Here is a 9,297-nt window from a genome sequence, read left to right as displayed (position 1 = left end):
ACGATTACTTAGAACAGTGGAAGTTAAAACGTGAGCTTAATCGCGAAGCCATGTATATTCGTCAACTAGAGGCCAAAGGATATTCAGTAAAGCCTGCTTAACCTACAAACATTAACGTCATTAAGAACTGCCTATATAGGTAGGTCTAGTTTGCTATGTCCATTTTTTCGGGGTCAACTCAGGAAGCAAAGACATTATTTTCATAAAAAAAAGCCCGGGCAGCTGTACCATCAGCACCCTGGGCTCCTTATTTCTTGATAATTGTCGCTACCAGTTTGTATCCGACGCCCCGGATCGAATCGATTTGCACCGATTGCTGATTCATTTCCAGCTTCTTGCGAAGAGAACTTACATGAACATCTACGGTTCTTTGTCCTCCGATGTAATCAAATCCCCAAACAATGTTCATGAGGTCGTCTCTCGTTACAACGACACCCGGCCGCTGTACAAGATACAGCAGAACCTCGAACTCTTTAGGTCGCAATGGAATAGATTCCCCATTCAGCACCACTTCGTATTTCTCCGGATAAATGTACAGCTCGCCGGCCTGAATGACTTTCTCATTCGTTCCCTGCTTGTCTACCGCGGCATCCTCTGACTGCGTTCTGCGCAGTACGGCGGATACCCTGGCCAGCAATTCCGCTACGCCAAACGGCTTCGTAATATAATCATCCGCGCCGTGCTTCAAGCCTTGCACAACCTCATCCTCGGCATTCCTGGCCGTTAGAATGATGACTGGTGTGCTGTTCCCTTTCTGCCTAAGCTTAGCCAGTACCTCAAAACCGTTCAAGCCAGGCAGCATGATATCTAGAATAATTAAATCATAAGACTGCTGAAGCGCTTCTTGAAGCCCGTCGCCGCCATGATCCACGACCTTTGTATGGTACCCTTCCTGGGATAGATTGTACGATAGCAAGCGAGCTAAGGTAGGCTCGTCCTCTATAACTAATATTTTTTGTGCCATGGGATCCCCCGTATTTACAGTATATTAACATTGCACACCCTATATAATAACACAATTTTGTAAAGCGAATGTAAATATTGCGTTATCGCCATGTAAATTAGTGTATAACAGGCAATTCAATGGTGAATCTTGTCCCGATACCGACTTCGCTATCCACGCGGATTGTCCCTTTATGCAGCTCAACTAAATGTTTCACAATGGATAAACCGAGCCCGGTACCGCCTGAGCTTCTCGAACGAGCTTTGTCTACCCGGTAAAAGCGCTCGAAAATGCGCGGCAAATCTTTCTTCGGAATCCCCATTCCCGTATCGGACACAATTAAACGAAGCCGTTCATAATCGCCGTCGCTATTCGGATCGAGCGGCTCTACACGCACCTTGACCTTGCCTCCGTCCTGCGTATATGCAATCCCGTTGGAGAGAAGGTTGATAATAATTTGACGCAGCCGGTCCTCGTCGGCTTCAATATACATGTCTTCGTCGACCTGCATGCTCAGCTCAATATGTTTCTTTTCCGCTTCTTTACGCAGTACATGAAGGGACCTCTCCAAAAACTCCGGCAAATAAATCGGCGAAAAATTCATCGGAATGCGCTTCGATTCAATTTTGGACAGCTCCAAAATATCCCCGATTAGCCGGTTCAGCCGCTCGCTTTCGTCAAAAATAATTTGCAGGAACGACACCGCTGTCTCCTTATCGTTCAGCGCGCCAGCTAACAACGTTTCGGCGAACCCTTTAACGGCAGCAATCGGCGTTTTTAACTCATGAGACACATTGGCAACAAACTCGCTTCTCATCCGCTCCAGTCTGCGGACGGCTGTAATATCATGAATGACGATGAGCACGCCGGACCACTCTTCGTCCTCATGGGCAATTGGACTTAAGTGAATATCCAGAATGCGCTCAGCCGGATAATAGAAGATCATTTCGTCACGAATCGATTCGCGCGTTTCAATGCATTCCTGAATGAGCTTCGTAAACTCGAACTGCTGCTTCGCTTCATTGTACCTTTTCCCCAACAGTTCCTGCGAAGAAAAGCCCAAAATATTTTCGGCAGAGGGGTTTAACAGCATAATCCGCTCGTCCCGGTCGATCATCATAATCCCGCTCAGCATATTCTCCATGACGCCTTGAAGTCTGCGCTCATTTTCCCGAATCCGGGCCATTTGCTGCTGCAAGCTCTCCGACATGCGATTAATGGCAAGCCCTAGCTGACCAACCTCGTCATTGCTGTAGGCGGGTACCCGGGATTCATAATTCATATTCGTAATTTGCTGAGCAACTTTCGTCATTTTCTCGATAGGGTGGGTAATCCCCTTAGCAATGCGGTAGCTGACCAACCCGGCAATCAGGAACAAGACGAGCAATCCGACAATGAGAAAATACCATAAGCTGCGGATTGACTTATCCACCTGCTCCAGGCTCATCGAAATTCTTAGGAAGCCGATCGTTGCTTTCGCCTCATTTTTTACCGGAACGGCGGCATACAGCATTTTCTCCTTCAGGGTGTCGCTGTATCTTGTAGAATAGCCTACTCCACTAGCAGCGGCCGCAGCAATTTCAGGACGGGTCAAGTGATTGTCCATTTGTCCAGGCTCTTGATCGGAGTCGCCGATCACCTTCCCGTCCGTACGAACGTAAGTCAGCCGTTCATTCGTTACGGACTTAATCCGTTTGGCCTGCTGGGAAAAGTAAACCATCAGCTCATTCTCTGATCCGATCCTGCTCCAGTCCCCTGTAGCCACAATGACACGCAGCTCGCGTTCCATATTGTCTTCCAAGGACTTCACATGAGAATCCTCAAGCACTTTAGCCATAAAAATACCGGCAATCAGCATCGAACAACCGATCATTACAATCATAATAAACGTTAGTTTGGCACGGAATTTGGTCATCTGGTTCTCTGGCCTCCGATAGATCAAGTCTGTAAAAAAAGAAAAGGGCTACTCTACATAGTAACCCTTTCTCCCGTGCCTAATCCAGTTATTTATTTGTAAAGGAAATAAAATGTACGGTCCTCAAGGCCATATTTATTTAAATACAGGCTCTTTCAGCGCTGACAATTTCTCAAATGCGTTCTTCTCAACATCCGCATGCAGACTGTTGCCATGCGAATCCATCGTTACAATCGCAGCAAAGCCTTCTGTCTCCAAGTGCCACATCGCTTCAGGAATACCGAATTCCATAAAGTCCACGCCTTCGACTTTCTTAAAGCATTGCGCATAGTATTGTGCGGCTCCGCCAATGGCATTCAAGTAAACGCCGCCGTGTTCTTTGAGCGCTGCCAGCGTTTTGGGCCCCATTCCGCCTTTTCCGATAACCGCGCGAATGCCGAACTTCTTAATGATCTCGCCTTGGTAAGGCTCCTCGCGAATACTTGTCGTCGGGCCAGCCGCCTTCACGTGCCACTCGCCGGCTTCATCTTTGCTCATAACGGGACCGCAGTGGTAAATGGCCGCCCCATTCAGATCAAGCGGAGCGTCATGATCCATCAAATACTTATGCAGCGCGTCGCGTCCTGTGTGCATGGTGCCGTTAATAACAACTACGTCGCCGACTTTCAGGCTGCGGATTTGCTCTTCCGAAATCGGAGTCGTCAGAACGATCTCGCGACGGTCCTCTTCCTTCATATTTCTAGCCGCTTCTGCGCTAGCTTCAAAAGCCTCTTGGAAAGACACTTCGCTGCCTCGCGGATAGGACCAGCCGTTGATCTCGCCGGTTTCCGGATTGAGCAGCACGCCTTGACGGCGGAATGCCCAACAGTTGTAAGCCACGGACACGAAGAAGCTTGCCGGCAAGCGGTTCGCTACGCCAACTTTGCAGCCGAGCAGCGTTACTTGGCCGCCGAAGCCCATCGTACCGATCCCGAGCGTGTTGGCATGCTCCATGACGTACTCTTCGACTTTACGCAGCTCCGGATGCGGGTTCACATCGTCGACGTGACGGAACAATTGATGCTTCGCCAGTTCGTATCCGCTTGTCCGGTCGCCGCCGATGCCAACGCCGATAAAGCCTGCGCTGCATCCTTGCCCTTGCGCTTGATACACGGCGTGCATAATACATTTGCGAATGCCGTCCAAATCGCGCCCGGCTTTGCCTACGCCTTCAAGATCAGCCGGCAAGCTGTATTGAATGTTTTTGTTTTCACAGCCGCCGCCTTTAAGAATCAGCTTCACTTCAACTTCATCGCGTTCCCACTGCTCGAAATGAATAACCGGTGTCCCAGGTCCCAGATTGTCGCCCGTGTTGGCGCCGGTCAAGGAATCTACCGAGTTTGTGCGCAGCTTGCTTGCTTTGGTCGCATTCGCGACAGCTTCGAGAATTTGCTTCTTCATAATAATTTGGTTTGCCCCAACCGGACAGTGTATAATAAACGTTGGCATGCCTGTATCCTGACAAATCGGAGAGACATTGCATTCCGCCATATGAATGTTATCGGCAATACGGGAAAGGGAAAGCGCTGAGCGAGTTCCTTTGTCTTCTTTCTCACTTGCGGCTTGAACCGCGCGACGCACATCACCCGGAAGGTTTGTGGACGTTTCGACAATTAAATCGTAGACGCTTTGATAGAAATGCTGCATGACTAAAAATGGCTCCTTTCGACTTACAACTAATAATCATTACAAACTATTATACCATATAAGGAGTTACGCTGACATGTCCAAAAGAATCGGGATCACGATTCTGCTGAGTCTGATAGGGCTCACGCTTCTGCTTACGCCCCTTCAGGCCAAGCGATCTCAAGATATCTACTATCAGGATCAAGTTGCTGTTCTTATGTATCATCATATCCATGACACCGATACAAGCTCCAGCACGATTACATCCAAATTGTTTCAAGATCAGCTGCAGTTTCTGCTGAGCAAAGGCTATCATTTTATTTCCTTGAATGAATTCAAGCAGTTTATGGCTGGGGCCACCGTCCCTGCCAACGCAGTTCTCGTGACTTTCGATGACGGGTATCAGAGCTTCTATACAGGGGCCTATCCGATTTTGAAAAGCTTGCGGGTTCCCGCTGTCAATTTTGTCATCACGACTGATTTAGCCAATCCGATGGGATCCTATATCCCCTCGATGTCCAAAGATCAGATCAGGGAAATGACTCATGCAACGAATTTCATCGATATCGGCTGCCATACCGATAACCTGCATCACAAGCTGCCGAATGGCCAAGCGGCGTTTGTCGGCCGTTTGGACGGGGAAGGCGGCGACGCCTACAAGCAGCGGGTGCTGAAGGATACCCAGGCCTGTGTCGGCAAGCTTGCCGGGCTGACGGACGCGCCGCTCGACGTGATGGCGTATCCGTACGGCATCACGTCGCCTGAGGCGACGGAACTGATCCAGCAGGCGGGCATTCGCTACGCCTTCACGATCTCCCCCGAGATGGCGACGCGAAGCGCCGACCATCTGCTCATTCCGCGGATCAACGCGGGCAGCCCCGGCATCACGCCGGAGCTGCTCGACCGCTCGATCCAGCGCCGTGTTATGGCGCAGCCGGGCAGCGCCCCGCTGCGCGTAGATGCTGCCGCCGCCGCAGCGCAGCTCGGCGGCAGTGCAAGTGCGGAAGGCGGAGCGCTGCGCCTCCGCCTCGGGCAAGAGGCATTCACCCTGCAGGTGAATGCGGCTGTGGCCACGCGCGGCAATGCGCGCGTGAAGCTGCGGCAGCCCGTGCTGCGGGAGCACGGGCAGGTCACGATCGCGCTGGACGATCTTAGCGCGCTGATCGGGCAGCCGCTCGTCTACACCCCGGCCACCGGAACGGTGGCTGTGCGGGTGGCGCCGAGCGTGAAATAACATCAAAGGAGTCAAGAATACGATGAATCATCATTTTTTTGCTTATTTATACCGCCTCAAATATATCGATCGTTGGAGTCTCATGTGGAACATGCGCAGAGATACCGTAGCTGAGCATTCCTTCTACGTATCCACCATCGCGCATATGCTTTGCACCATCGCGAACGAGGTTTACGGACGCGACGTACCTACCGATCGTGTTGTCTCCATCGCTTTGTTCCACGATGCTTCGGAAGTATTAACGGGAGACATTCCGCAGCCCGTGAAGCACAACAATGAGCAGATCCTGCGCAACTTCCGCGAAATCGAAGATGTCGCCGTAGAACGGCTCATTGAAACGATCCCGCCGGAAATTAGCGGCATCTACCGCAAGCTGATTCAGGACCCGGATCCTGAGCTGTACCGCTGGGTGAAGGCTGCGGACTTGCTTGAAGCCTATATCAAATGCTTAACAGAGCTTTCGACCGGCAACCGGGAGTTCGTTGTCGCCAAACAGCAAATTCTGGAGAGCTTGAAGAAAATGAACATGCCGGAAGTCGAGTATTTCCTTGAGCATATGAGCGCCTCGTTCGAGAAAACGCTGGATGAAATCACCTTGCATCCGAACAAATAAAGCAAAATGGGCTATCCACGAAGGTCTGCGAAGACCGGCTGGATAGCCCTTTGCTTATTAGAGAACTATGGTCCTGTATGTCTCTTAAACCGAAATTAAGCCAACAATTGAGGATTGGTCATGAACAAAATAGCGACAACTACTGCTACGGCAGCGATCCAGCTGAACGTTTTAATTTTCGCAGCATCCGCTGCCGTGCTGTTGCCTGCTTTGGCGTTGGCAACCAGCTTCTTGATTCTTCCGCCGATCATGCCTGTCACCGCTCCCACGATAAGCAGCAAAACAATGGCCAGCACCATCCAAAGAACGGACACTTCTACTTTTGAAACCATAGCGCCGCCTGTGATGAACGTGACAATCAACGAAAACTGTCCAATTCGGTTTAACGAAGACAGCAGACCCATAAAGCCTTCAAGCGCAGCGCCTGTCAGTGAAGCGGCACGTCCTGCAATAAATGGGAACACTACGTATGCGCCAAGAAGCAAGGCACTGATGACATGTAAAAAAATCATGACTTGATACATTTTAACACCCTCCGCAATATTAAATGAGAATCCCTCTAATGTAGTATACCGAATACATTTCGTTGGGACAAGAAAGCGATGTCAACATTTCGGCCTTTTCACCATATCTACATACAAATGTGACTAAATCCGTCATAACTGCTGCATGTGGCCTTGTCTCCGGTTCCGTGCTGATTGTCTTATCTCTTACCCCGATTCAGTTCTCAATCCAGTATTCCTATCCATGAATCGGACACAGCGGCCGTTATATTCGCGAAAAGCGTAGCGTCTCTCTGCTGACGGACACCAGAGTGCTTATTTACCGATTTCAAGGCGAAATCAGTCCCCAGTTAGGCAAGTAACTGCGCTGGTGTCTGTTACATGTTCGAAGATATCCTGCTCCATCGCATAAGGGCCTCTCTGTCCGTTAGCAAGAACTATTCTTCAATGTCACCAGGATAAACGACTTCGTCGTCCTTTTAGGACGAGCGCGTTTGTCAAGGTAGATGCGAAGCAAAGTATAAAACTTATACTTTCTTATCTACTAAAAAAAGACCCAGCATCCCTGCTAGGTCTTTCTTCTTCTTTACGGCAGCGGTTGTGCAGGTACATCGGCGATGGTGACAGCCTCCGTAAATTTAGCGGTCGTGTTCTGCCTTAACCGCATGTTCGCCGCCCCGGAAGCTGTTGTATTGATTTGCACGTTCACGATCTTCTCCGCATGCCCGCTCGCGTTAGCGGTCAGTGAGAAGCTCGCGCTGTACCCGTACGCGGACGGCCAAGTGCCGTCGCTGTTTTGAATTTTGGCCAATTGTGTCCCTGAACCGTTATAAATACCAAGGTTATAGTCTGTCACCGTCGAATTCGGGGTTAATCCGTTAAGGATAATTTTCACCTGAAAAACGGCATGATTCGGTAATTGCGCTTGATGGACGAACGCGAATGGATCCGTTGTATTCGTCCCTGACGTATAGCCGTAAGAGCCGGGTTTAAACGTCGATGGATCATACCACTTATAGCCTGCTGCGGGCGCTGCCCAAGGCTCAGCCTGCGGTTCCGTCGAGTTCGCCGGCTGCTCCCAGGAATACAGCGTTGTCGCTGTATCTAAGGTAAGGCCGGATACTTGCGTCAAGCTTGTATAGCTTTCTTTCGTAGCAAGCCAATTGACCATGTTTACGAGCAGCACTGCATCATTTTGTTCCTGGAAGCCTGCATATGTCGTTTTGGCGCCGCCTGTTTCTTCTTTCAAATATTTCGGAGTCGCGTCTTCCACCGGCGAGGAGTCGCCAATGAAGCCTGCTTTCCCGGCACTCACTTTCGCTACCGCCACATATGGCCCTTCCGCTACACCGCCGCCATTGTAGACACCTTGATCCACTGCGCTTGACCATTTGGTCGTTGTTGCCGGCAGATACACAATGCCCTTGGCTTTATTCGGGTTTGTAATGGCTAAGGTTGAGCCTGCGTGCATGGCAACAGTGGAGACGCCGCTTGTGATGTTAAAAGCTTGGGACGGGCTTACAATGTTGTTCGCCGTAATATCGCCAAGCGCATTGTAACGGAAACGCACGCCGAAATTGCTCGCTAACCAGTCGGAGCTGGCTACTCCTTGCATGGCGGCTGAGTTTGCTTCCTCTGTGCTCATCCCTGCAGCAGGGTTTGTCCACGCGCCGCGGCGGTAACCGTTGAACACTTCCGATGCATCCCAACGATTCTTATTGCGATCCGCATTGTAATGGTCGCCAATGAAGAAGATGCTGCCTCCGCCTTGCACGTACTGCAGCATGGCGCTTTGTTCCGATGTTTTGTAGGGAATGTTAGCTTCCCCAATCACGAACACATCGTAAGCAGATAAATCGGCTAACGTAATCGCTGTGCTTTTGCGCAGCTCCTTCACATAGTAGCCTGTATTCCCAAGCGCATTGGCAAAATCGGAAAAGCCGCCGTCGATGACCCAGTCAGCCGCGCCTGCCGTTTGACCGTGCGTATTGTCGAAAAGCACTTTCTTGCCGTTTGGCGATGTCGGCGTAATCGAAGGCGCAGGGTCATTCGGCCCTTCGGCAAGTGCCTGCGGCACAGCTCCCAACAAAGTCGCCGACATGACGGCCGTCAGTGCAAGGCCTTTCCAACTCTTCATTCCAAACAAACTTCTCTTAAACATCATATCCCTCCAGTACTTGGAATAATTAGCCAATGGTCATGGCCTAGATGTATCGTAGCATATGGAAAGAGCTTGGAATAGCGTCTTGGTGCGATTTTACAAAAGTAATAAATTTCTATGCAATCAAACAAAAACATTCATGACCCTGGTCGGGTCACAGGCTATGATGAAAATTTATCATAGCCTTTTTAAATTCTTATAAAACCTCCAATACTGTGTAATGAACCGAGCGACGTCGTGGCTTTTTACGGTGGTTCGACCCC

The 9,297-nt window shown here is 50.2% G+C and carries 7 protein-coding genes; 2 read left to right on the top strand and 5 right to left on the bottom strand.

What is annotated here, in order from left to right; all coding sequences use genetic code 11:
• Positions 1–247: 247 nt before the first annotated feature.
• The 3 genes from AC3WRW_RS32515 to AC3WRW_RS32505 all read right to left on the bottom strand — a co-directional run bounded on the left by AC3WRW_RS32515 (position 248) and on the right by AC3WRW_RS32505 (position 4,544).
• Positions 248–964 carry a response regulator transcription factor gene (locus AC3WRW_RS32515; protein WP_171684065.1) on the bottom strand — a complete coding sequence of 239 codons (717 nt, stop codon included), beginning with the start codon at positions 962–964 and terminating at the stop codon, positions 248–250.
• Between the two features lie 97 nt (positions 965–1,061).
• A complete protein-coding gene (pnpS, locus tag AC3WRW_RS32510) occupies positions 1,062–2,858 on the bottom strand; it encodes a two-component system histidine kinase PnpS (protein ID WP_492550355.1) in 1,797 nt (598 codons plus the stop codon).
• A 135-nt stretch (positions 2,859–2,993) separates the two neighbouring features.
• On the bottom strand, positions 2,994–4,544 hold the full coding sequence (locus tag AC3WRW_RS32505) for a fumarate hydratase (RefSeq protein WP_492550354.1): 1,551 nt from the start codon (positions 4,542–4,544) through the stop codon (positions 2,994–2,996).
• Positions 4,545–4,620: 76 nt separating this feature from the next.
• Between AC3WRW_RS32505 and AC3WRW_RS32500 the strand changes: the two genes are divergently transcribed.
• Together AC3WRW_RS32500 and yfbR are read left to right on the top strand one after the other, a co-directional pair.
• The gene (locus tag AC3WRW_RS32500) at positions 4,621–5,757 is read left to right on the top strand and encodes a polysaccharide deacetylase family protein (RefSeq protein WP_492550353.1); all 1,137 of its coding nucleotides are present in this window, start codon (positions 4,621–4,623) and stop codon (positions 5,755–5,757) included.
• 22 nt (positions 5,758–5,779) lie between these two features.
• Positions 5,780–6,370, top strand: coding sequence for a 5'-deoxynucleotidase (gene yfbR / locus AC3WRW_RS32495; RefSeq protein ID WP_492550352.1), 591 nt, complete (start codon positions 5,780–5,782; stop codon positions 6,368–6,370).
• Positions 6,371–6,465: 95 nt separating this feature from the next.
• Here the strand turns inward: yfbR and AC3WRW_RS32490 are convergent, their stop codons facing one another.
• Positions 6,466–6,894 carry a hypothetical protein gene (locus AC3WRW_RS32490; RefSeq protein WP_492550351.1) on the bottom strand — a complete coding sequence of 143 codons (429 nt, stop codon included), beginning with the start codon at positions 6,892–6,894 and terminating at the stop codon, positions 6,466–6,468.
• 565 nt (positions 6,895–7,459) lie between these two features.
• Positions 7,460–9,010 (bottom strand): DNA-binding protein, encoded by a 1,551-nt coding sequence (locus tag AC3WRW_RS32485; protein WP_492550350.1) that lies wholly within the window; start codon positions 9,008–9,010, stop codon positions 7,460–7,462.
• Positions 9,011–9,297 lie beyond the last annotated feature (287 nt).

This window comes from Paenibacillus sp. FW126-R14 (assembly GCF_058789495.1).
This window is presented reverse-complemented; position numbering and strand designations above follow the sequence as displayed.